Raw genomic sequence first — 23,220 nt, forward strand, 5'->3', positions numbered from 1 at the left:
AGTGGGATCCACGAAGTCAGTATTGGTGACTCTCCCCCCGTAATCACAGACAAACAGGAGCGCCAGCAGGTGATCATAGATGTACTTGGCACATTATACCAAGAGATTTATTCCTGAATTTGATGCGGAATGTCGGCTGCACCCATTCCGGCAAGTGTTCCTGTAGCGATGGTACTGAACGATGCGTTACGCCCGCCACCAATAATTGCCCCGTAGAAACCACCTATGCCACCGGCTATTGCGCCTAAAGCATTGGCCCAAAGTGCACCAGAAACATTTGAGATCTCATGATTGTTTAATTCTGTAGGTTTTTCCATTGTTTGATTATCCTTTCAAAATAAATGATGGGCTTCACACAGTCTGCGTAAAGCCAACATAACTCTGATTCACTTTGCCTATGAAAAATACTGACCTTTCGATGGTTTTTTATTCTAAATAGCCCTTGCATAGTAATTAATCACCTTATATAATGCGCGCCCTTTTAAACGGAAACGGGAAGCCGATTGAGCAAATAATCTCTGTATTTGCGAGGCGTTAGACCCAAACAAGAGAGCATGTAAAATGGCTAAAAAAGTAAGCGGTATTATCAAGCTTCAGGTTGCAGCAGGCGCTGCTAACCCAAGTCCACCAGTTGGTCCTGCACTAGGTCAACACGGTGTAAACATCATGGAATTCTGTAAGGCTTTCAACGCGAAAACAGAAAGCCTTGAGAAAGGCGCTCCAGTACCAGTAGAAATTACTGTATACGAAGATCGCTCTTTCACATTCGAAACTAAGACTCCTCCTGCGTCTTACCTGCTTAAGAAAGCAGCGGGCATCAAGAGTGGTTCTGGCCGTCCTAACACTGAAAAAGTGGGTAAAGTTACTCGCGCTCAGTTGGAAGAGATTGCTAAAACTAAAGAGCCAGACCTTACTGCAGCTGATCTAGATGCAGCGGTACGCACTATCGCGGGTTCTGCTCGCTCAATGGGCTTGAACGTAGAGGACTAATCGAATGGCTAAATTAACTAAACGCGCTCGCCTAATCCGCGACAAAGTTGACTCTACTAAAGAGTACGAAATCAACGAAGCAGTAGCGCTTCTTAAAGAACTAGCAACAGCTAAGTTCGCAGAAAGCGTAGACGTATCTGTTAACCTTGGTATCGATGCGAAGAAATCTGACCAAAACGTTCGTGGTGCAACTGTACTACCTAACGGTACTGGTAAAGACGTTCGCGTTGCAGTATTCACTCAAGGTGCAAATGCTGAAGCGGCTAAAGAAGCTGGTGCAGACATCGTTGGTATGGACGACTTAGCTGAGCAAGTTAAGAAAGGCGAAATGAACTTTGACGTAGTAGTTGCTAGCCCAGACGCGATGCGTGTTGTTGGTCAACTAGGTCAAATCTTAGGTCCACGCGGCCTTATGCCTAACCCAAAAACTGGCACTGTAACGCCTGACGTTGCAACGGCAGTTAAGAACGCTAAAGCTGGTCAGGTACGCTACCGTAACGATAAGAACGGTATCATCCACGCTAGCATCGGTAAGATTGCGTTCGAAGCGAACCAAATTCAAGAAAACCTTGAAGCGCTACTTGAAGCATTGAAGAAAGCTAAGCCTTCTTCTGCGAAAGGTACATACATCAAGAAGATCAGCCTAAGCACTACAATGGGTGCTGGTGTTGCTCTTGATAAGGCTTCTGTAGGTCTTTAATTTCGCTGAGCTTAGGCTTATCGAAATCTCTTAAAGGTTATGGGTTGGAGCTGTGATAATTAGCAGTGCTAATAAGCAGCTCCCGTCCTAGACCGCAGGTGCGGTGTGGTGAAAGAGGTAAGAGAACTTTCACAGTCAACACACTGCTTAATACAACAACCTGCGCAGACGGTGGTTTGACTCAGACTCTCTGGGGTAACAAACACCGTAGAGCGGTATCAACCATGAGGGTTGGTATCAATCTGTGAACCCTGACGGCGTAAGCGGGTAACCGCAAACAAAGTCAGATACAAAGAGGTGAACTCAGTGGCACTAGGTTTAGCAGCAAAAAAAGAGATCGTAGCAGAAGTTTCTGAAGTTGCGTCTCGCGCTCTATCCGTAGCCGTTGCTGAATACCGTGGGATGGAAGTTGCAGAACTGACTGACCTACGTGTTAAAGCTCGTGAGCAAGGCGTATACCTAAAGGTTGTACGTAACACTCTTGCAAAGCGTGCTCTAGCAGACAGTCAATTTGCAGACTTAGACAGCGCCTTAACTGGCCCGCTTATCTATGGTTTCTCTATCGACGCACCAGGCGGTGCGGCACGTCTTTTCAAAGACTTCGGTAAGACTAACGATAAGCTAAAAGTTACAGCACTATCTATTGGTAGCGGTCTTCTTGGTCCAGAGAAATTGGACGCAGTTGCAGCACTACCTACCCGCGACGAAGCGCTTGCGAAACTACTTGCAACCTTCAAAGCACCAGTTGGGAAGTTCGTTCAAACAATCAACGAAGTTCCTGGCAAGTTTGTGCGCGTATTGGCGGCGGTCAAAGACACCAAGTAATTGGCGTTTTTGGCATATTGATTTTTTTAACATTTTATACCCAGGAGTTTAGAGAACATGGCTCTAACTAAAGAAGATATCTTAAACGCAATCGCTGAAATGCCAGTAATGGAACTGGTTGAACTAATCGAAGCGGCTGAAGAAAAATTCAACGTATCTGCTGCAGCTGCTGTTGCTGTTGCTGGTCCAGCTGCTGGCGGTGACGCTGCTGCTGCAGAAGAAAAGACTGAATTCGACGTTGTAATGACTTCATTCGGTGGCAACAAAGTTGCAGTTATCAAAGCAGTTCGCGGCGCGACTGGCCTAGGTCTTAAAGAAGCTAAAGAAGTAGTTGAGTCTGCTCCTAAAGCTATCAAAGAAGGCGTAAGCAAAGATGAAGCTGAAGCACTTAAGAAAGAGCTTGAAGAAGCTGGTGCAGAAGTAGAAATCAAGTAATCTGACATAGTCAGATTATTGCCTGAGACGGCAAGGCTGGTGGTTTTTTAAACCACCAGCCTTTTTGCGCTGTATAGTGTGTAGAATCTAACCCTTGGTTACACTACTTAAAGCGCCATTCGGAAATACCCATAAAAAGCATAAAAATCCAACAAGTTAACTAATAATTGGTTAAATTTTGTTGTATGCTGGTGTATCTGCCCGAAAAAGGGTTGTGGAAGTTTGTTGCTTAGTGCGCCATTTGAAACGTAGCTTTTAGCCCATAGCACGCGTTTTAAAGCATTTTGCAGCAGGTTGGGTCATAAATCAGCAGGCTGAGGAACCCATGGTTTACTCTTATAGCGAAAAGAAACGTATCCGTAAGGATTTTGGCAAACGCCCACAGGTATTGGAAATTCCATACCTTCTTTCAATTCAGCTTGATTCTTTCAAAAAGTTTATTGAGATCGATGCAGATGCTCAATACGGTTTGGAAGCAGCATTTCGTTCCGTTTTTCCAATTAAAAGCTACTCAGGTAGTTCAGAGCTTCAGTATGTAAGCTACCGCCTGGGAGAGCCCGTTTTCGACGTTAAAGAATGTCAAATTCGCGGCGTAACTTTCTCTGCTCCGTTAAGAGTAAAACTACGGTTAGTGTTGTTCGATAAAGACGCTGCGCCAGGTACCGTAAAAGATATTAAAGAACAAGAAGTGTACATGGGCGAGATCCCGTTGATGACTGAGAACGGTACGTTCGTTATCAATGGTACAGAGCGTGTTATCGTGTCACAGCTACACCGTTCACCTGGTGTATTCTTTGATCACGACAAAGGTAAAACCCACTCGTCAGGTAAAGTGCTTTATAACGCACGCGTAATTCCTTACCGTGGTTCGTGGTTAGACTTCGAGTTTGACCCGAAAGATAACCTATTCGTACGTATCGACCGTCGTCGTAAGTTGCCTGCAACGATTATCTTACGCGCACTTGAAATGACGTCTGAAGAAATCCTAGATACTTTCTTCGACAAAGTAAGCGTACGTATCGACAAAGACAAACTAATGATGGAAGTGGTTCCAGATCGCCTACGTGGTGAGACGGCTGCTTTTGATATCATTGACGGTGAAGGCAACGTTGTTGTTGAAACGGGTCGTCGTATTTCTGCGCGCCACACGCGTGCACTAGAAAAAGCCGGTCTTACAGAACTTGAAGTTCCAGCCGATTACCTAATTGGCCGTGTTTACGCAGCTACTTATGTAAACGAAGACACAGGCGAAGTGATTGTAAGCGCGAACGACGAACTAACCCTTGAAAACCTAGCGGCACTTAGCCAAGCGGGTATCAAAGAGTTCGAAACGCTTTACATCAACGAGCTAGATCACGGTTCATACATTTCAGATACGCTACGTATCGATTCTTCAACTAACCGCCTTGAAGCACTAGTTGAAATTTACCGTATGATGCGTCCTGGTGAGCCACCAACGAAAGATGCAGCTGAAACCTTGTTCGATAACTTGTTCTTCTCTGATGAACGTTACGACCTATCTTCTGTTGGCCGCATGAAGTTCAACCGCCGTCTTGGCCGTGAAGAACTTATTGGTGCTGGTACACTAGATAAAGAAGACATTATTTCTGTAATGAAGCAGCTAATAATGATTCGTGACGGTAAAGACGAAGTAGATGACATCGATCACCTAGGTAACCGTCGTATCCGTTCTGTAGGTGAAATGGCAGAAAACCAATTCCGCGTTGGTCTTGTACGTGTTGAGCGTGCAGTTAAAGAGCGTCTTAGCTTAGGCGACCTAGACAACGTGATGCCACAAGATCTTATTAACGCTAAGCCTATCTCGGCTGCGGTTAAAGAGTTCTTCGGTTCATCTCAGCTTTCTCAGTTCATGGACCAAAACAACCCGCTATCAGAAGTAACGCATAAGCGTCGTATTTCTGCATTAGGCCCGGGTGGTCTTACACGTGAACGTGCAGGCTTCGAAGTTCGAGACGTACACCCGACTCACTACGGTCGTCTATGTCCAATCGAAACGCCGGAAGGCCCGAACATCGGTCTAATTAACTCATTGGCAAGCTTCGCGCGTACCAATGACTTCGGTTTCCTAGAAACGCCGTTCCGTCGCATTGTAGACGGTGTGGTAACAGACGAAATCGATTACTTATCTGCAATTGAAGAAGGTCAATTCGCAATCGCTCAGGCAAACATCGCGTTGACTGAAGCAGGCGAGTTGGTTGACGACCTAATTCCATGTCGTCACCGCGGTGAAACTACCTTGATGCCGAAAGAAGACATCAAGTACATGGACGTTTCACCTCAGCAAATCGTTTCAATTGCTGCAAGCATTATCCCATTCCTAGAGCACGATGATGCGAACCGTGCACTTATGGGTGCGAACATGCAACGTCAGGCAGTACCTACACTACGCGCTGATAAGCCGCTAGTTGGTACCGGTATGGAAAGAACTATCGCGGTTGACTCAGGTGTTACTGTAGTTGCTAAGCGCGGTGGTGTGGTTGATTACGTAGATGCCAGCCGTATCGTTATTAAAGTAGACGAAGATGAAATGCTTCCAGGTGAAGCAGGTATCGATATCTACAACCTGACTAAGTACACTCGTTCTAACCAAAACACGTGTATCAATCAGAAGCCTACTTGTAGTGTTGGCGACCCGATTGTTGCAGGCGACGTGCTAGCTGATGGTCCTTCAACAGACCTAGGTGACCTTGCACTTGGTCAGAACATGCGTATCGCGTTCATGCCGTGGAATGGTTACAACTTTGAGGATTCAATCCTTATTTCTGAGCGTGTAGCGCAGGAAGACCGTTTTACTACTATCCACATTCAAGAGCTTAGCTGTATCGCTCGTGATACTAAGCTTGGGCCAGAAGAAATTTCTTCTGATATCCCGAACGTGGGTGAATCTGCACTAAGCAAGCTTGATGAGTCAGGTGTTGTTTACATTGGTGCGGAAGTGAAAGGCGGTGACATCCTTGTAGGTAAAGTAACGCCTAAAGGTGAAACGCAGCTTACGCCAGAAGAAAAACTACTACGTGCAATCTTCGGTGAGAAAGCGTCTGACGTTAAAGATACGTCTCTACGTGTACCTAACTCTGTTCACGGTACGGTAATCGACGTTCAAGTATTTACCCGTGACGGTGTAGAGAAAGACAAGCGTGCGCTAGAAATTGAAGATATGCAGCTACGTCAGGTTAAGAAAGACCTTACTGACGAGTTTGAAATTCTTGCAGACGGTATCTTTGCACGTGCACAAACTGCACTTCTACGTGCTGGTGTTGACCAAGCTAAGCTTGACAGCCTGCCGCGTGAAAAGTGGTTTGAAATCGCACTTAACAGTGAAGATGCACAGCTAGAGCTAGACCAAATCGCTGATCAGCATGCTGAAATCAAACTTGATTTCGATAAGAAGTTTGAAGGTAAGCGTCGCAAGATCACTCAAGGCGATGATCTAGCCCCTGGTGTGCTTAAGATCGTTAAGGTTTACCTTGCGGTTAAACGTCACATCCAACCGGGTGATAAAATGGCCGGTCGTCACGGTAACAAAGGTGTTATCTCGACTATCCAGCCTGTAGAAGACATGCCATACGATGCTAACGGTACGCCGGTAGATATCGTTCTTAACCCACTAGGTGTACCGTCTCGTATGAACATCGGTCAGATCCTAGAAACTCACTTGGGTATGGCTGCACACGGTCTTGGTGTGAAGATTGATCGCATGATTAAAGAGCAGCGCGAGCTGGCTGAACTACGTGACTTCTTGAAGAAGGTGTACGAGCTTGGTGAGAATCACCAAGAAGTTGACATCGATAGCTTCACAGACCACGAAGTTCGTCGTCTAGCGGAAAACCTTCGTAAGGGTGTTCCTGTAGCAACACCAGTATTCGATGGTGCTCGTGAATCTGAAATCAAAGAAATGCTGAAGCTTGCTGATATTCCAGAAAGCGGTCAGATTGCTTTGTTTGACGGTCGTACCGGTCGCGAATTTGAGCGTCCAGTTACGGTTGGTTACATGTACATGCTGAAACTGAACCACTTAGTAGACGACAAAATGCACGCGCGTTCTACGGGTTCTTACAGCCTTGTTACACAGCAGCCTCTTGGTGGTAAAGCACAGTTCGGTGGTCAGCGCTTCGGTGAGATGGAAGTGTGGGCACTTGAAGCATACGGTGCAGCATATACCCTTCAAGAAATGCTTACCGTTAAGTCGGATGACGTTAACGGCCGTACCAAGATGTACAAGAACATCGTCGATGGCGACCACAGAATGGAACCTGGCATGCCAGAGTCATTCAACGTACTACTTAAAGAAATTCGCTCGTTGGGTATCAACATCGAGCTTGAAGAAAAGTAATACGGCGTTAGCCACGTAATGTTATGAGATGGCCCGGCGCTTGCGCCGGGCTCTAGAGACTGACTCCGCTGGGAGAGTAATGTGAAAGACTTATTAAAGTTTCTAAAGCAACAAAACAAGACTGAAGAATTCGATAATATTCGAATCGGTCTGTCTTCACCTGACATGATCCGTTCATGGTCATTCGGTGAAGTTAAAAAGCCTGAAACAATTAACTACCGTACGTTCAAGCCTGAGCGTGACGGTCTGTTCTGTGCGCGTATCTTTGGTCCGGTTAAAGACTACGAGTGTCTTTGCGGTAAGTACAAGCGCCTTAAGCACCGTGGTGTTATCTGTGAGAAGTGTGGCGTTGAAGTTACACTGACTAAAGTACGTCGTGAGCGTATGGGTCACATCGAGCTAGCTAGCCCGGTAGCACACATCTGGTTCCTTAAATCACTTCCGTCTCGTATCGGCCTAATGCTAGATATGACACTTCGTGATATTGAACGTGTACTTTACTTTGAATCATACGTGGTTACAGAGCCAGGTATGACTACGCTTGAGCGCAGCCAACTTCTTAACGAAGAAGAATACTTGGATGCACTTGAAGAGCACGGTGATGAGTTTGAAGCGAAGATGGGTGCTGAAGCAGTATTCGATCTTCTTACAGCACTAGACGTAGACGCAGACGTTGCGGCTATGCGTGAAGAGCTGCCTTCAATCAACTCTGAAACTAAGCGTAAGAAAATTACTAAGCGTCTTAAGTTGCTTGAGTCATTCCAACAGTCTGGCAACAAGCCAGAGTGGATGATCATGACGGTTCTTCCGGTACTTCCACCAGATTTACGTCCTCTAGTACCACTAGATGGCGGCCGTTTTGCAACGTCTGACCTTAACGACCTTTACCGTCGTGTAATTAACCGTAACAACCGTCTTAAGCGTCTTCTAGACCTAGCTGCTCCAGACATCATCGTACGCAACGAAAAGCGTATGCTTCAAGAGTCTGTTGATGCGCTTCTAGATAACGGACGTCGTGGTCGTGCGATTACGGGTTCTAACAAGCGTCCACTTAAGTCACTTGCAGACATGATCAAAGGTAAGCAAGGTCGTTTCCGTCAAAACCTTCTTGGTAAGCGTGTTGACTACTCAGGCCGTTCTGTAATTACCGTTGGTCCTACGCTACGTCTTCACCAGTGTGGTCTTCCTAAGAAGATGGCACTTGAGCTATTCAAACCGTTTATCTACGGTAAGCTTGAAGGTCGTGGTCTTGCGACAACAATTAAAGCTGCTAAGAAGCTTGTAGAGCGCGAAGCACCAGAGGTTTGGGACGTACTAGACGACGTTATCCGCGAACACCCGGTACTACTTAACCGTGCACCTACACTTCACCGTTTGGGTATCCAAGCATTCGAACCAACACTAATCGAAGGTAAAGCGATTCAGCTTCACCCGCTAGTGTGTGCGGCGTACAACGCCGACTTCGATGGTGACCAAATGGCGGTACACGTTCCGTTGACAATCGAAGCACAGCTAGAAGCACGTGCACTTATGATGTCAACGAACAACATTCTGTCACCTGCGAACGGTGAGCCAATTATCGTACCTTCACAGGACGTTGTATTGGGTCTTTACTACCTAACGCGTGACAAAGTAAACGGCTTAGGCGAAGGCATGGTATTCACCAGCCCGAATGAAGCAGAGAAAGCATACCGTACAGGTAATGCTGAGCTTCACTCTCGCGTTAAAGTACGTATTACTGAATATGACATCGATGAAGATGGCAACAAAACTGAGAAAGTAACGCTAACTGACACGACTGTTGGTCGTGCGATTTTCTCATTGATCCTTCCAAAGGGTCTGCCGTTTGAAATCATCAACCAAGCGATGGGCAAGAAGCAAATTTCAAGACTATTGAATGCTTGTTACCGTACGCTAGGTCTGAAAGACACAGTAATTGCTGCTGACCAAATCATGTATACCGGTTTCCACTACGCGATGATCGCGGGTGCGTCTGTTGGTATCGACGATATGGTTATCCCTGCTGCTAAGAAAGACATCATTGATGCAGCGGAAGCAGAAGTTATTGAAATTCAGGAACAGTTCCAAAACGGTCTTGTTACCGCGGGTGAGCGTTACAACAAAGTTATCGATATCTGGTCAAATGCCAACGAAAAAGTTGCTAAGGCCATGATGGATAACCTTAAGACTGACATCGTAATTAACCGCGATGGCGAAGAAGAAGAGCAATCATCATTTAACTCTGTTTACATGATGGCCGACTCGGGTGCTCGTGGTAGTGCCGCTCAGATTCGTCAGCTAGCTGGTATGCGTGGTCTGATGGCTAAGCCAGATGGCTCAATCATCGAAACCCCAATTACGGCGAACTTCCGTGAAGGTCTGAACGTACTACAGTACTTCATCTCAACTCACGGTGCTCGTAAAGGTCTTGCGGATACCGCACTTAAGACAGCGAACTCGGGTTACCTAACGCGTCGTCTAGTAGACGTTGCACAAGACTTGGTAATCACTAACGACGACTGTGGCACATTCGAAGGTGTTCAAATGACACCACTAATCGAAGGTGGTGACGTTGTTGAGCCACTGCGCGAGCGTGTACTAGGCCGTGTGGTAGCAGAAGATGTACTTAAGCCAGGTACTAACGAAGTACTAGTTGAGCGTAACGTTCTTCTAGACGAAGCGTTAGTAGACATGCTTGAAGCTAACTCAGTTGACCAAATCATGGTTCGCTCGGTAATCACTTGTGACAACGACTTCGGTGTTTGTGCTAAGTGTTACGGTCGTGACCTTGCACGTGGTCACATGGTGGGTAGCGGTGAATCGGTTGGTGTTATTGCAGCACAGTCAATCGGTGAGCCAGGTACACAGCTTACCATGCGTACGTTCCACATCGGTGGTGCGGCATCAAGAGCATCTGCTGAGAACAGCGTACAAGTTAAGACTGCGGGTAGCCTTAAGCTACACAACGCGAAGTTCGTACGTAACTCTGACGGCAAAGTGGTTATCGTTTCTCGTTCAACAGAACTTACTGTTATCGACGAGCAAGGCCGTGAGAAAGAGCGCTATAAAGTACCTTACGGTGCTGTACTTAGCGTGGATGACGGTGCAACTATTGCAGCTGGCGACGTTGTTGCTAACTGGGATCCGCATAGTCACCCAATCATCACTGAACGTGCAGCTAAGATTAGCTTCGCTGACATTGATGACTCTAACACCGAAATGCAGCAAGACGAGCTTACTGGTCTAACCCGTATCGTTGTTAAAGACCTTGCGAAAGTAAACTCTAAAGAGCCTAAGCTAATTCTTGAAAGCGACGAGTTCGGTCTTCAAGAAATTCGTCTTCCAAGCTTCACAACCATCGAAGCGAAAGAAGGCAAAGTGGCTAACGAAGGTGACGTGCTAGCACGTATTCCTCAAGAAAGCTCGAAGACTCGTGATATCACGGGTGGTCTACCGCGCGTTGCGGACCTATTTGAAGCACGTAAGCCTAAAGAGCCTGCAATCCTTGCAGAAATCTCAGGTACTATCGGCTTCGGTAAAGAGACCAAAGGTAAGAAGCGTCTTGTAATTACACCTGCTGAGGGTGACGCATACGAAGAGATGATTCCTAAGTGGCGTCAGCTTAACGTATTCGAAGGTGAGAAAGTGGAAAAAGGCGAAGTTATCGCCGATGGTCCAGAGTCTCCGCACGATATCCTACGTCTACGTGGTATCTCAGCAGTAGCAAACTACATCGTGAACGAAGTTCAGGAAGTATACCGTCTACAGGGTGTTAAGATTAACGATAAGCACATCGAAGTAGTTATCCGTCAGATGCTACGTAAGTGCATTATCACTAATCCAGGCGATACGCAGTTCCTTGAAGGCGAACAGGTTGAAGTATCGAACGTTAAAGTGGCTAACCGTGAAATTGAAAAACACGGCAAGATCCCAGCGCAGTACGAAACACAACTGCTTGGTATCACTAAAGCGTCACTGTCTACTGAGTCATTTATCTCAGCGGCATCGTTCCAAGAAACAACACGTGTTCTAACTGAAGCTGCGGTTCAGGGTAAAGAAGATGACCTACGCGGTCTGAAAGAAAACGTAATCGTTGGTCGTCTAATTCCAGCGGGTACAGGTTTCGCTTACCACGAACGCCGTGCACAACGTCGCAAAGAGCAAATCGAAGAAATGTCAGTGTCTGCTGCTGAAGCAGAACAGGCATTAACCGAAGCGCTTAATGCTGGTGCAGACGAAGATACTGCCGAATAAGGCAAGATCATAGGAGTACGTTAACGTACTCCTAACAATTTGGCAGTCCAGTTGTACAGATTGCAGATAAATTAACTGCTTAACCTTTGTACACCTTGACAGTCAGAGCGATGATCTTTAATATTCCGCGACCCGATTTTGGATAGCCATCAAGTGGCTCGATAAACGGTCGCGGTTTTTTGTATCAGCGCTCAGTGAATGTTGACGAGCACAATGTTCACAAACAAGAGCGATTAAGCAATTAATCGCATTAATATGGACCCAATCACAGTGATTGGGTTTTCGTAGTTTTTAATCAGGAGCTAGTTAATGGCAACAGTTAACCAGTTAGTGCGCAAGCCGCGTAGAAAGCCCGTTGAAAAAAGCAACGTAGCTGCTCTACAAGCTTGTCCACAAAGACGTGGTGTATGTACTCGTGTATATACTACTACGCCTAAGAAACCAAACTCTGCACTACGTAAAGTATGTCGTGTACGTCTAACTAACGGTTTTGAAGTTTCTTCATACATCGGTGGTGAAGGTCACAACCTACAAGAGCACAGTGTAGTACTTATCCGTGGTGGTCGTGTTAAAGATCTACCAGGTGTTCGTTATCACACAGTTCGCGGTACTCTTGACTGCGCAGGTGTAAACGATCGTAAACAAGCCCGTTCTAAGTACGGCGCGAAGAAGCCTAAGTCATAACGGTTCTCCGTTAGTAAGGCCAAACTGAAGTTTAAGAGTTTTGGGTTTTCCCTGAATTCATACGGAGAATAGAAAATGCCAAGAAGAAGAGTCGTAGGTCAACGTAAAATCCTACCAGAGCCAAAATTTGGTTCACAACTGCTTGCGAAATTCATGAATGTCGTAATGCTCGACGGCAAAAAGTCAGTCGCTGAAAAAATCGTTTACGGTGCGCTTGATATTGTTGCTGAAAAAACCGGCAAAGCACACCTAGATATCTTCGAGGAAGCGCTTGATAACATCCGCCCAACAGTAGAGGTTAAGTCTCGTCGTGTTGGTGGTTCAACTTATCAGGTTCCAGTTGAAGTACGTCCAGTTCGTCGTAACGCGCTAGGTATGCGTTGGATGGTTGAAGCTGCACGTAAACGTGGCGAAAAGTCTATGGCACAACGCCTAGCGGCTGAAATGCTAGACGCAGCAGATAATAAAGGTTCAGCGGTTAAGAAACGTGAAGACGTTCACCGTATGGCCGAAGCAAACAAAGCGTTTGCTCACTACCGTTGGTAATCAACGTTATTTAACTGAGAGAGATTTATGCCTCGTAAGACCTCGATTGAGCGTTATCGCAATATTGGTATTGTGGCTCACGTGGACGCGGGTAAAACCACGACCACAGAGCGTGTTCTGTTTTATACAGGACTGTCTCACAAAATCGGTGAAGTGCACGATGGTGCTGCTACCATGGACTGGATGGAGCAAGAGCAGGAGCGTGGTATTACTATCACGTCTGCTGCAACGACTTGTTTCTGGTCTGGTATGGAGCAACAGTTCGATCAACACAGGATCAACATCATCGACACCCCTGGACACGTTGACTTTACTATCGAAGTAGAGCGTTCATTGCGTGTACTAGACGGTGCAGTTGTTGTTTTCTGTGGGTCTTCTGGGGTAGAACCTCAATCAGAGACAGTCTGGCGACAGGCTGACAAATATCAAGTGCCACGCCTTGTGTTCGTTAATAAGATGGACCGGGCTGGCGCTGATTTTGAACGTGTTGTGGGTCAAATCCGCAAGCGTTTAGGCGCAAACTGTGTTCCGATTCAAATCAACATGGGCGCTGAAGAGAATTTCCATGGCGTCATCGACCTTGTGAAGATGAAAGCCATCAACTGGAATGAAGAAGACATGGGTATGACATTTACCTATGAAGACATTCCGGCTGAATATTTAGATACCGCTGAGCAGTACCGTACCGAAATGATCGAAGCGGCTGCAGAAGCATCTGATGAGCTGATGAATAAATACTTGGAAGGTGAAGAGCTTTCTGAGGAAGAAATTCGTTCAGGCCTTCGTCAGCGTACGCTGAACAACGAAATTGTTCTTGCCACCTGTGGCAGTGCCTTCAAAAACAAAGGTGTTCAGGCAGTACTAGACTCTGTTATTCATTATCTTCCGTCTCCAACAGAAGTTAAGGCCATCACTGGTGTACTTGACGACAAAGACGAGACAGAAGCAGAGCGTCATTCAAGCGACGATGAGCCGTTCTCAGCGCTAGCATTTAAAATAGCGACCGACCCATTTGTGGGTACGCTAACCTTCTTCCGTTGTTACTCTGGTGTAGTAAACACGGGTGATACGGTTTACAACCCTGTTAAGGGCAAGCGTGAGCGCTTTGGTCGTATTGTGCAAATGCACGCGAAAGACCGTGAAGAAATTAAAGAAGTACGCGCAGGTGACATTGCTGCGGCCATTGGCCTTAAAGATGTAACAACCGGTGATACGCTTTGTGACCCTAATCATGTTATTACGCTAGAGCGTATGGAGTTCCCAGAGCCGGTAATTTCAATTGCGGTTGAGCCTAAGTCGCAAGCTGACCAAGAGAAAATGGGCATAGCCCTAAGCAAGCTTGCAGCTGAAGATCCGTCATTCAAAGTAAAAACTGACGACGAGACTGGCCAGACGATTATCTCAGGTATGGGTGAACTTCACCTTGATATCATTGTCGACCGCATGAAGCGCGAATTTAAAGTTGAATGTAACGTAGGTAACCCTCAGGTTGCTTATCGTGAAACCCTTCGTAAATCTGTTGAAGTTGAAGGGAAGTTCGTTCGTCAGTCAGGCGGCCGCGGCCAATTTGGTCATGTATGGCTGCGCATTGAGCCTCAAGAAGAAGGTTCAGGCTACGAATTTGTGAACGAAATCGTCGGTGGTGTGGTACCAAAAGAGTTCATTCCAGCGGTCGATAAAGGAATTCAGGAGCAGATGCGAAGTGGTGTTCTTGCAGGGTATCCAGTACTTGATGTAAAGGTTACGTTGTTTGACGGTTCATACCACGACGTTGACTCTTCTGAAATGGCGTTTAAGATCGCCGGCTCTATGGGTTTCAAAAAAGGCGCCGCAGAAGCAAATCCGGTGTTACTTGAACCCACAATGAAAGTTGAAGTGACTACTCCAGAAGACTGGATGGGTGATGTAGTTGGTGACATTAATCGTCGCCGCGGCATGATCGAAGGTATGGAAGATGGCGTCGCAGGTGTTAAAATAATACGTGCTAAAGTGCCGCTTTCAGAAATGTTTGGCTACGCAACTGACTTGCGTTCACAAACACAAGGTCGTGCTTCATACTCAATGGAGTTCTTCAATTATTCTGAGGCGCCGAACAATGTGGCGCAGGCTATTATTGAATCTAGAATTTAATCTAAATGAAGGTTCGGTCCGGTCTATTGGTGGGTCGGACTTTTAACTTAGGAAACGAGAAAAATGGCAAAAGAAAAGTTTGAACGTACGAAACCCCACGTAAACGTGGGTACAATCGGCCACGTTGACCACGGTAAAACTACGCTAACTGCAGCAATCACTACAGTTCTTTCAAAGACTTACGGTGGTAACGCACAGGCTTTCGATCAAATCGATAACGCGCCTGAAGAAAAAGCACGTGGTATCACCATCTCTACTTCACACGTAGAATACGATACTCCTACTCGTCACTACGCACACGTAGACTGCCCAGGACACGCTGATTACGTTAAAAACATGATCACTGGTGCTGCTCAGATGGACGGTGGTATCCTAGTAGTAGCTGCGACTGATGGCCCTATGCCACAAACTCGTGAGCACATCCTACTTGGTCGTCAGGTTGGTATTCCTTACATCATCGTATTCATGAACAAGTGTGACATGGTTGACGATGAAGAGCTTCTAGAGCTAGTAGAAATGGAAGTTCGTGAACTTCTTAACGAATACGAATTCCCAGGTGATGACCTACCAGTTATCCAAGGTTCAGCTCTTAAAGCGCTTGAAGGCGACGCAGAGTGGGAAAAGAAAATCATCGAGCTTGGTGAAGCGCTTGATTCATACATCCCAGAGCCAGAGCGTGCAATCGACAAGCCGTTCATTCTTCCAATCGAAGACGTATTCTCAATCTCAGGCCGTGGTACAGTTGTAACGGGTCGTGTTGAGCAAGGTATCATCAAGGTTGGTGAAGAAGTAGAAATCGTAGGTATCAAAGATACTACTAAGACTACTTGTACTGGTGTTGAGATGTTCCGTAAGCTTCTTGACGAAGGCCGTGCAGGTGAGAACGTTGGTGTTCTTCTACGTGGTACTAAGCGTGATGAAGTTGAACGTGGTCAAGTACTAGCTAAGCCTGGTTCAATCACTCCACACGTTAACTTCGAAGCAGAAGTATACGTACTATCTAAAGATGAAGGTGGCCGTCATACTCCATTCTTCAAAGGCTACCGTCCACAGTTCTACTTCCGTACAACTGACGTAACTGGTGCTGTAGAGCTTCCAGAGGGCGTAGAAATGGTAATGCCTGGTGACAACCTTAAATTCAAAGTTGAGCTAATTGCTCCGATCGCGATGGAAGAAGGTCTTCGTTTCGCAATCCGTGAAGGTGGTCGTACAGTAGGTGCTGGTGTTGTATCTAAGATCCTAGACTAATCTAGACTTAGCAACACAAGCCAAAAAAAGCGCACTTAGGTGCGCTTTTTTTATGCCTGCGATTTAGTTCGTGATTGTTGTGCCCTCTGAAACACGCCGTAAACCCATCCTTGCTTTTATGTAAGAGCTCCGATACCGCAGCCCTGCGGTGTCAGGTTTAGAGAGCGATTTCCCTCTGTAATAGGCATAAAAAAGCTAGGGCTATGCCTAGCTTTGATATTTAGGTCGGTAGCAACAAGGGGGGTTACATTTGCTCGACTTTGTAGCCTTTCGCCTTTAATAAGGCGATAACACTGTCATCGCCAACTAGGTGGCCAGCACCGACTAAGACAAATTCTTGGTCATCATCGCCAAACATGGCTTCGATTTGAGGTAGCCAGTTTTGGTTGCGCTTAGTAAAAACATCGTCGTACGAAGCGGGAGACTCACGTTTGAATGTGTCTACCACCACTTCATCGATTTTCTGAGTATTCCCTTCTCTCCATGCTTTTATGGTGCTTTTAAGCATGTCTTTTAGCTCTGGTAGCGTTTCCAAAGTTTCAGAAATGAGGCGGTCTTCTTCACCGGCTCCCATATTGGCAAGCATACTGATTTGAAAATCTAACGATTCCAGATATTCACTGGCTTTTCCGTCGCGAGCAGCTAACTGCATGAAGTAGGCATCTACACCTTGTCCAGCTAGCTGAGAGCGTTGTGCTTCCATAGCTACCAGCATTGATGCAACCATGCCTGGCTTAAATTGCGCTAACTGATCGGCTGTTGCGCCAAAGTTGGCTAAATAAACATTGAGAGCCTGATAGGTCTCTTCTGATACATCATCTTTAAGCGACTTACCGTCTTTGTAAGCTAGCCCAGCCATCATTTTTTGCTGACCTTCAATATCCGTTGGGGCAGGCATTTTTACTTCAAAAACTAAAGTGTCACTTTTTTCATAGGTTTCAGTGAACGTAGCGGGCAATGGAAATTCAGAGATTGGCAGAATATGTATTGTACCACCTACATAAACCGCATCATCGCCTTTCGACACTTTCCAAACCGAGGTCTGGTCGTGCTCTACATTTCCTGCAAAGGCTGTTGCCGAAATAGCGAAACTTGCCGCCATTGCCCATTTACGAAGGGGTATTCTTTTCATTGTATATATCCTTATTAATTATTCTACCAAGATGTCTTACAGTGTATTGGCTACATGCAGCTTAATTCTTCCTGTCTGCCCCCAAAACACACTGCGCTCGACTAGTATTTCCAATCATATCAGATGCACAACCAAGTAAGGACTGATCTTCAATACAGATTTTATTACACTTTGTTGTGTCACCTTGATGTAGAACCACTATACCTGCGGTAACACGCCGCGGTCGCGAACATTTTAACTCTCGCTGAGTGAGTAATTATCTGTGCGGACTGGTATAAACTATATGTTGAAGCTTCGGGCGAGTGAATACGTTACGCTATGCACTCCATATTCGGTGTAGGCTGGTAGGATTTATACATTCTTGGCACCAACTCGCTGCTTATTAACTTTAACACTGCAAATAATGTCAAAACCTAACGAACCAAAAACACAGACCGTTAGTGATGCTCTTAAGCATGCTATCGAAAAATTTCCGACGACACCTATCGCAGAGGTTAAGGCAACGGTACCTCAAGATGCTGCAAGTTGGCGGGAGCTCGTGCAGCAACGAAATGCGCAGCAAAAGAAAAAAATAAAGAACATGCGTAAACAATTAGGTGTCAGTGTGGAGTTACTGGAAATAGCCGGCGTAACAGTTCGTAAGCTCACGCCGAAAGAGGTGTCACCGCATTTTGAAAACTATGTTTATATAGACGTGCATGGGGGCGCCTATGTATTTTTTGGCGGCTTGCCGAGTATTGAAGAAGGGTTATTGATTGCATCACGGTTAGGAATAACCGTATTGAGTGTAGATTACGCTATGCCGCCACATGCCCCAGCACCTGCCGCGCTTTGTGATTTAAAAGCTGTATACCTAGCGCTTTTAGATAGCGTTGACAGTCGTCGCATACTCGTTGGAGGGACATCTGCAGGCGCCGGGCTGGTTCTTGCACTTGTACAGTCACTGGCCGCCGAGAGTATAAGCCTTCCTTGCGCTATCTATACAGGCACACCATGGGTAGACTTAACGCAGGCAGGGGATAGTCGACAAGTTAATGAAGGTGCTGATCGTGTGCTGGTTACCTACGAAGGGCTACTACAATCTGCGGCAGCGCTTTACGCTGGAACTATCGACTTATCACACCCTAGTGTTTCGCCTATTTATGGTGACTTTACTTCGTTTCCGCCTGTTTTCATCGTGGCAGGAACACGCGATCTATTTTTAAGCGATGCAGTCCGTCTGCATAGAAAAATTCGCGATTTCAACGGTACGAGTCAACTTGAGATTGTGGAAGGACTGTCTCATGCCGAATACCTCATTGCCCATGAAACTCCAGAGTCTTATATGACTTATGATGAACTAAGGGCATTTTTCTTACAGAATCTCTAGCTCAATTCTACAAAACCATACTGTTACAAAACACCTTTAGCCAATGAAAAAGAAAGCCATATAAGCTTGTGCTTATTCTTAATCAACCCGCGTTTTATCAGTTCTGACTGTCAGTTTAGTGTAAATTTGTAAAAGCATATGCAAATAATAATAATTTGCATTTAGTTTAATCTCTCTGTATTTTACTCGGTGCCAAAATTCAACTCGGTACATTTAGGCATTTAATCACACACTTAAAAGCACTAAAGGGACTTCTTTTTCATGAAGAAAATGAATACAAAAAAAAGCGCACTAGCGCTGACAGTCACCGCAGCAATACCATTTGGAACCGCACTCGCTCAACAAGAGAATACCGCAGTTCAAGAGTTAGAGACCACTAAGGTTCAAGCTACCGAAGAAGCGGGTTATAAAGTTGACGAAACCTCTTCAGTAAAGCTAACGCAACCCATCGCGAATACCCCTCGTTCGATCAACGTGATTTCAGAACGCCTTCTTGAAGATCAGGGGATTACCAACTTAAACGATGCGCTTCGAAACGTTGCAGGCGTATCAACGTTTGGTGGTGGTGAAGGTGGTGGCGGTGTCGTGTCTGCCAGCGACAAGGTCACCATTCGTGGTTTTGATGCACGCTCAAATATCTATGTAGACGGTATTCGCGATATAGCCGGTTACAGCCGCGATACCTTCAACTACGAAGCTGTAGAAGTTATCAAGGGCGGAAGCGGCTCGTTAGACGGACGCTCTACCGGTGGTGGTAGCGTTAACCTGGCAACTAAACGTGCGCGACTTGAGGATTTTGGTGCAGTGTCAGGTCGCTATGACTCCTTCGAAAACGCACGTGTAACACTGGATTACAATAAGAAGCTTTCTGAGAATGTTGCCGGCCGTTTAAACCTGTTATACAGCGATGGCGGTGACTTCTTTGACAATGGCGTTGAGGAATACCAAACCACTGGTGCGGCGGGCTCATTACTTTATAAAGTGAATGAAGCAACAGACATAAACCTTGATGTATTTGTGATGGAGCAGGATAACGTTCCGGTGCTTGGTCTTCCCTTCCTAACTTCAGCGGCTGCAGAAGCTACAGGTCAGCCCGAAGGACCGATAGATTCGGGTTTATGGGACGAATATTACAGTGTTCCGGGCCGTGACTTCGAAGAAGTGTCGACACAAATGTACACCTTAGTTATCAATCACAAAGTAAACGACGTGGTAACGCTTCGTAGCCAAACCCGTTTTGGTAGCAACGAAAAAGAGTCAGTAATTGGTCGTCCGTGGTGGAATTCAGGTGAAGAAGCTAACCTATTGAATGCTGAGCGCTTGCAAGCATTGGACGAAGAGACTGATTTATTTGTATCACAACTAGACGCAATTCTTTCACTTGAATCAGGGGCTTTGAAGCATCGAGTTGTGCTGGGTGCAGAAGTAGCAGAAGAAGAGCGTACCAGTTTTGGTGTGACAGCAAATTACACCTATGTCGATGGGCAAGGCAATGTGTTGGAAGCTCCCACCATTAACCCGTTCGACTTGCAAAACAACGTGTTTGTAACAGGTGGCACAACGCGTAGCGGCAATGACACTTCGGGCGATGCGAGCACGGTAGCCTTATATCTTCTAGATACCATCAAAGTCGGTGAGCACCTTCAAGTAGACATTAACGCGCGTTATGACGATTTTGATATCTCCGGTTCTGCGTGTGGTCGACGTAGCGGTTGTTTCGATGGGCTCGACGCTCAAGGCAGCTACTTTAGCTACGGTGCAGCGGTGAGCTATATGCCTACAGAGAACGGTAATATTTACCTAAGTCACAGTAATTCTAAGCAGCCGCCCGGCGTAGCGTTAGCGCTATCAACCAACGCCGCACAAAATGCGGTAAGGCCTGAAAATGCAGTAACCACTGAACTTGGTGTGAAATGGCAGTTCTTTAACGACCAGCTACTTGTTAGCGGTGCTGTGTTTGAAACTACGAAAGACGTGGTCGATTCACAAAATATTGAAGACGGTGTCACAGTGTATTCGCTAGCGGGTGAGCAAGAGTCTAAAGGCTATGAAGTCAGTGTTACAGGTATGCTAACGGACTCACTATCAATCTCTGCAAACTATGCGAGTTTAGATACTGAAGTTACCCAGGACACGACAGCGGATTCTATCGGTAACGGTCTACAAGCGTCGCCAGATGATACGGCTAACATTTGGGTTAACTATGCTGCAATGGATAACAAACTGAATGTGGGCGGTGGTATCTATTACAACTCTGGTGAAACCTACTGGCGCAGAAATACGGCTTATTTCACGGTCGATTCTTACACTACGCTTTTCCTAATGGCATCTTATCAAGTGACCGAGGATCTAAAGCTTCAGTTAAACGTTGATAACTTAACAGATGAAGAGTACGTGGTAGATTACAGCGCTAAAGGGCACTTCCGTCCAGGGAACCCTCGAAGTGTAGCTGTCTTTGCTAACTATACTTTCTAATTGAGTATTCGTTATTATAAAACCAGTCTTAGGTAAAAAGACCTCTGGCTGGTTTTTTATATTTTACTCGCTTTGCCACAATGGGAACATCATGCTGGTTAGAATTGAGAACTTCCTTACCAAACAAGAAGTCACCGATGCGGTGTCGCTTCTTGAGAAAGCCGATTGGGTTGATGGCGCTGTAACAGCGGGGCATTTAGCGTTACATGCCAAGAAGAACCTGCAGTTGCCTGAAGATTCTCCCACGGCACGTCAGCTCGGAGATTTCATTTTGAGCTTGATGGGTCAGTCGCAGCATATTCTTGCAGCAGGATTACCAAACAAAATATACCCTCCCATGTTCAACTGCTATCAGAGTGAAGGAGAGTTTGGCGATCATATCGACAATACCATTAGGCGAGTGGCAGGAACTGCTGTAAAGGTTCGTACAGATATCTCAATGACGGTTTTTCTTAGTGAGCCCGAAGAATATGAAGGGGGAGAACTCGTAATCCAAGATACCTATGGAGAACAACGTGTAAAGTTCGCTGCGGGCGATATGGTGATGTATCCCTCCACCAGCTTACATAGAGTGACGCCAGTTACAAAAGGCCGTCGACTCGCGTCCTTTTTTTGGATGCAGAGTTTAGTAAGAAGTGCTGAACAACGCCGTATTCTGTACGACTTAGATATGAGTATTCAGGCACTTAGCGCCGAGACGCCTAATAACGCTGAAATTGTCAGGCTTTCGGGTGTGTATCACAATCTGTTAAGACAGTGGAGTGAAACCTAAGCTTAAAGACCTGCAAGTCATGCGTGTTTGCGCGGTGAAATTTTCTAAGAAATTGACTAAGCTGTGGGCCATAAACAGTGCTTATTTATTTCTTCTATGGAGCCTACGCCGCAAAGCGCCATTGTCATTTCAAGCTCGTCTCTCAACAATCGAATAGTGTGAGCAACACCTAATGCCCCCGCCGTGGCTAACCCGTACATCAGAGGCCGACCAATAAGCACGGCGTTAGCACCCAGTGCCATGAGCTTTACCACATCAGCGCCTCTGCGCACACCGCTGTCGGCCAGTACCATCATTTCATCACCAACCGTTTGGCGAATAATAGGAAGCATTTCTACCGGTGAAGGCACGCTGTCCAAAGCACGGCCGCCGTGATTCGACACTACAATACCCGCTACGCCAAGTTCCGCTGCTTTTTGAGCGTCCAGTGGATTAAGAATACCTTTCAACACAATGGGCAATGACGTGTGTTGCTGGATAAAAGCAATATCTTCCCATATAGGAGCCTGTGCCATAAGCCCTTGAAATACCACGCTCTTGCCTTCTCCGGGGTGTGCTAAGGGAGGAGGCGTATCTATATTGACCGCGCGCACATTTGGAGGGAGCGAAAATTCAGTTCTCTGCTCACGGTTTCGCAAGCCGTTAATTGGCGCATCGATGGTGATTACCAATACTGAAAACTGAAAGTGCTCTGCTTTTTGTATGAGTTCTAGAGTTTGTGAACGGGTAGGTTGAACATAGAGTTGAAACCAGCGGGGGCTTTCCACCTGATTAGATATATCTTCAAAGGAGCAACTGGCTAGTGTGCTCATCACCCATAAGCCGCCTTGAGCTTGTGTTGCCATCGCCGTCGCAATCTCACCATCGGGATGCGCTAACGCTTGATAAGCAACAGGCCCTGAAATTATAGGGTGTTCAAACTGCTGCCCTAACAAGGTGGTTTTAGTTCCCCCCAGTTTGACATCTTTCAAAGCGCGGGGAAGTAAACACAGGTCGTCTAGTTTTTCTCGATTTCTTCGCATCGACAATTCATCTGCAGAGCCACCGGCAATATACGCCCACGATTGTGGAGTTAGTCGCTCCCGAGCCAGGTTCTCGTAATCAGACAGTGCTGCAAGGGTTTTAGGAATTGTATTTAGCGGTGTTTTAAGCATATTCGTCAGTTTTATGTAAAGAAAGTAAAAAGCCTTTCAATATTAATTAAATTGCAAATGATAATAATTGTCATTAAGATGCAGTGCGATTTGAGCACGATTAGCCACTTCTTGCAAATAAGAAGAGAAATAAAGCGATGAAAATTCCCTAT

Annotated in this window: 16 protein-coding genes; 13 read left to right on the forward strand and 3 right to left on the reverse strand. The window is 46.1% G+C overall.

All coding sequences use genetic code 11. From position 1 onward, the window contains the following. Positions 1–107: 107 nt before the first annotated feature. Complete coding sequence (locus NO989_RS17080) at positions 108–317, reverse strand: hypothetical protein (RefSeq protein WP_371342943.1); 210 nt, start codon at positions 315–317, stop codon at positions 108–110. A 244-nt stretch (positions 318–561) separates the two neighbouring features. On the opposite strand from NO989_RS17080, the gene rplK reads away from it, so the two are divergent. From rplK to tuf, 10 genes are all read left to right on the forward strand, one after another. Then, on the forward strand, positions 562–990 hold the full coding sequence (rplK, locus tag NO989_RS17085) for a 50S ribosomal protein L11 (RefSeq protein WP_014951043.1): 429 nt from the start codon (positions 562–564) through the stop codon (positions 988–990). Positions 991–994: 4 nt separating this feature from the next. Continuing rightward, positions 995–1,690, forward strand: coding sequence for a 50S ribosomal protein L1 (gene rplA / locus NO989_RS17090; RefSeq protein WP_014951042.1), 696 nt, complete (start codon positions 995–997; stop codon positions 1,688–1,690). A 306-nt stretch (positions 1,691–1,996) separates the two neighbouring features. Beyond that, positions 1,997–2,515: a 50S ribosomal protein L10 gene (gene rplJ / locus NO989_RS17095; RefSeq protein ID WP_014951041.1), complete on the forward strand. Its 519-nt coding sequence runs from the start codon at positions 1,997–1,999 to the stop codon at positions 2,513–2,515. 57 nt (positions 2,516–2,572) lie between these two features. After that, positions 2,573–2,950 (forward strand): 50S ribosomal protein L7/L12, encoded by a 378-nt coding sequence (gene rplL / locus NO989_RS17100; protein WP_015068303.1) that lies wholly within the window; start codon positions 2,573–2,575, stop codon positions 2,948–2,950. A 325-nt stretch (positions 2,951–3,275) separates the two neighbouring features. Next, positions 3,276–7,304, forward strand: coding sequence for a DNA-directed RNA polymerase subunit beta (gene rpoB / locus NO989_RS17105; protein WP_014977618.1), 4,029 nt, complete (start codon positions 3,276–3,278; stop codon positions 7,302–7,304). 81 nt (positions 7,305–7,385) lie between these two features. Then, a complete protein-coding gene (gene rpoC / locus NO989_RS17110) occupies positions 7,386–11,558 on the forward strand; it encodes a DNA-directed RNA polymerase subunit beta' (RefSeq protein WP_039229319.1) in 4,173 nt (1,390 codons plus the stop codon). A gap of 309 nt (positions 11,559–11,867) precedes the next feature. Further along, positions 11,868–12,242, forward strand: a complete 375-nt coding sequence (rpsL, locus tag NO989_RS17115; RefSeq protein WP_014951037.1) for a 30S ribosomal protein S12 — start codon at positions 11,868–11,870, stop codon at positions 12,240–12,242. Positions 12,243–12,317: 75 nt separating this feature from the next. Beyond that, positions 12,318–12,788 carry a 30S ribosomal protein S7 gene (gene rpsG / locus NO989_RS17120; protein WP_014951036.1) on the forward strand — a complete coding sequence of 157 codons (471 nt, stop codon included), beginning with the start codon at positions 12,318–12,320 and terminating at the stop codon, positions 12,786–12,788. 27 nt (positions 12,789–12,815) lie between these two features. Further along, entirely contained in the window at positions 12,816–14,918 is a 2,103-nt protein-coding gene (gene fusA / locus NO989_RS17125; RefSeq protein WP_014951035.1) for an elongation factor G, read from the forward strand. 63 nt (positions 14,919–14,981) lie between these two features. Beyond that, positions 14,982–16,166 carry an elongation factor Tu gene (gene tuf / locus NO989_RS17130; RefSeq protein ID WP_014977498.1) on the forward strand — a complete coding sequence of 395 codons (1,185 nt, stop codon included), beginning with the start codon at positions 14,982–14,984 and terminating at the stop codon, positions 16,164–16,166. Between the two features lie 244 nt (positions 16,167–16,410). Here the strand turns inward: tuf and NO989_RS17135 are convergent, their stop codons facing one another. Next, on the reverse strand, positions 16,411–17,298 hold the full coding sequence (locus tag NO989_RS17135; RefSeq protein ID WP_069945090.1) for a TraB/GumN family protein: 888 nt from the start codon (positions 17,296–17,298) through the stop codon (positions 16,411–16,413). Between the two features lie 403 nt (positions 17,299–17,701). Between NO989_RS17135 and NO989_RS17140 the strand changes: the two genes are divergently transcribed. The 3 genes from NO989_RS17140 to NO989_RS17150 all read left to right on the forward strand — a co-directional run bounded on the left by NO989_RS17140 (position 17,702) and on the right by NO989_RS17150 (position 21,914). Beyond that, entirely contained in the window at positions 17,702–18,667 is a 966-nt protein-coding gene (locus NO989_RS17140) for an alpha/beta hydrolase fold domain-containing protein (protein WP_069945089.1), read from the forward strand. Between the two features lie 261 nt (positions 18,668–18,928). Next, the gene (locus NO989_RS17145) at positions 18,929–21,142 is read left to right on the forward strand and encodes a TonB-dependent siderophore receptor (RefSeq protein WP_061486705.1); all 2,214 of its coding nucleotides are present in this window, start codon (positions 18,929–18,931) and stop codon (positions 21,140–21,142) included. Between the two features lie 91 nt (positions 21,143–21,233). Beyond that, positions 21,234–21,914 (forward strand): Fe2+-dependent dioxygenase, encoded by a 681-nt coding sequence (locus NO989_RS17150; RefSeq protein WP_014951030.1) that lies wholly within the window; start codon positions 21,234–21,236, stop codon positions 21,912–21,914. A 56-nt stretch (positions 21,915–21,970) separates the two neighbouring features. Here NO989_RS17150 and NO989_RS17155 read toward each other — a convergent pair whose 3' ends face one another. Continuing rightward, positions 21,971–23,068 carry an alpha-hydroxy acid oxidase gene (locus NO989_RS17155; RefSeq protein WP_061486704.1) on the reverse strand — a complete coding sequence of 366 codons (1,098 nt, stop codon included), beginning with the start codon at positions 23,066–23,068 and terminating at the stop codon, positions 21,971–21,973. Positions 23,069–23,220 lie beyond the last annotated feature (152 nt).

This window comes from Alteromonas sp. DY56-G5 (genome assembly GCF_041414725.1).
GTDB classification, from domain to species: domain Bacteria; phylum Pseudomonadota; class Gammaproteobacteria; order Enterobacterales; family Alteromonadaceae; genus Alteromonas; species Alteromonas macleodii.

Coding starts and splice junctions, on each gene's coding strand:
- rpsG (WP_014951036.1), top strand. CDS start 12,318: ATGCCAAGAAGAAGAGTCGTAGGTCAACGTAAAATCCTACCAGAGCCA.
- rpsL (WP_014951037.1), top strand. CDS start 11,868: ATGGCAACAGTTAACCAGTTAGTGCGCAAGCCGCGTAGAAAGCCCGTT.
- rplL (WP_015068303.1), top strand. CDS start 2,573: ATGGCTCTAACTAAAGAAGATATCTTAAACGCAATCGCTGAAATGCCA.
- NO989_RS17140 (WP_069945089.1), top strand. CDS start 17,702: ATGTCAAAACCTAACGAACCAAAAACACAGACCGTTAGTGATGCTCTT.
- NO989_RS17155 (WP_061486704.1), bottom strand. CDS start 23,068: ATGCTTAAAACACCGCTAAATACAATTCCTAAAACCCTTGCAGCACTG.
- tuf (WP_014977498.1), top strand. CDS start 14,982: ATGGCAAAAGAAAAGTTTGAACGTACGAAACCCCACGTAAACGTGGGT.
- NO989_RS17150 (WP_014951030.1), top strand. CDS start 21,234: ATGCTGGTTAGAATTGAGAACTTCCTTACCAAACAAGAAGTCACCGAT.
- NO989_RS17080 (WP_371342943.1), bottom strand. CDS start 317: ATGGAAAAACCTACAGAATTAAACAATCATGAGATCTCAAATGTTTCT.
- NO989_RS17145 (WP_061486705.1), top strand. CDS start 18,929: ATGAAGAAAATGAATACAAAAAAAAGCGCACTAGCGCTGACAGTCACC.
- rplK (WP_014951043.1), top strand. CDS start 562: ATGGCTAAAAAAGTAAGCGGTATTATCAAGCTTCAGGTTGCAGCAGGC.
- NO989_RS17135 (WP_069945090.1), bottom strand. CDS start 17,298: ATGAAAAGAATACCCCTTCGTAAATGGGCAATGGCGGCAAGTTTCGCT.
- fusA (WP_014951035.1), top strand. CDS start 12,816: ATGCCTCGTAAGACCTCGATTGAGCGTTATCGCAATATTGGTATTGTG.
- rpoB (WP_014977618.1), top strand. CDS start 3,276: ATGGTTTACTCTTATAGCGAAAAGAAACGTATCCGTAAGGATTTTGGC.
- rplA (WP_014951042.1), top strand. CDS start 995: ATGGCTAAATTAACTAAACGCGCTCGCCTAATCCGCGACAAAGTTGAC.